The sequence below is a fragment of the Grimontia indica genome (genome assembly GCF_000333895.2).
Classification (GTDB): domain Bacteria; phylum Pseudomonadota; class Gammaproteobacteria; order Enterobacterales; family Vibrionaceae; genus Enterovibrio; species Enterovibrio indicus.
Genome location: NZ_ANFM02000081.1, coordinates 1 through 720, shown reverse-complemented (window position 1 = coordinate 720; position 720 = coordinate 1). Strand labels below are relative to the sequence as shown.

At 60.4% G+C, this 720-nt stretch carries 1 pseudogene; it reads right to left on the bottom strand.

The features are described from left to right. Nucleotides 1-720, bottom strand: a pseudogene (locus D515_RS25935) (hypothetical protein); the annotation flags it as partial.

Below are 720 nucleotides of genomic sequence, written 5' to 3'. Positions count from 1 at the left end.
GACCGTGGTGGTGATGGTGTAATCGCCTTCATCCGGCAGGGTACTGCCATCGCCGCCTAAATCTTCCGGAGACACCACGACAGAGACCGCACTGCCGTCAGTCCAGCCATCAGGGACGGTGGTGGTGACCTCCGAGGTAGAGCCGTCAGGTTGGGTGACGGTGACAGTCACGGTATCGCCCGGCTCGGTGCCGGTTGGTGGGGTGACCAAAACTTCCACACCATCGGTGAGTTCCTCTTCACCGATACCGCCGGTGGCTTCAGGTACCTCTACCAGCGGCAGTTCATCGGTACCGTTTTCACCGGTGCCTTGACCCGGTGCTGTGGTGTCGACGGTGACGGTAATGGTTTCGCTCGGGGAAGAGGTGTTACCGGCACTGTCAGTGACCGTGGTGGTGATAGTGTAATCGCCTTCATCCGGGAGGGTACTGCCATCGCCGCCTAAATCTTCCGGAGACACCACGACAGAGACCGCACTGCCATCAGTCCAGCCATCAGGGACGGTGGTGGTGACCTCCGAGGTAGAGCCGTCAGGTTGGGTGACAGTGACAGTCACGGTATCGCCCGGCTCAGTGCCGGTTGGTGGGGTGACCAAAACTTCCACACCGTCGGTGAGTTCCTCTTCACCGATACCGCCAGTGGCTTCAGGTACCTCTACCAGCGGCAGTTCATTAGTGCCGTTTTCCCCGGTGCCTTGACCCGGTGCTGTGGTGTCGACGGT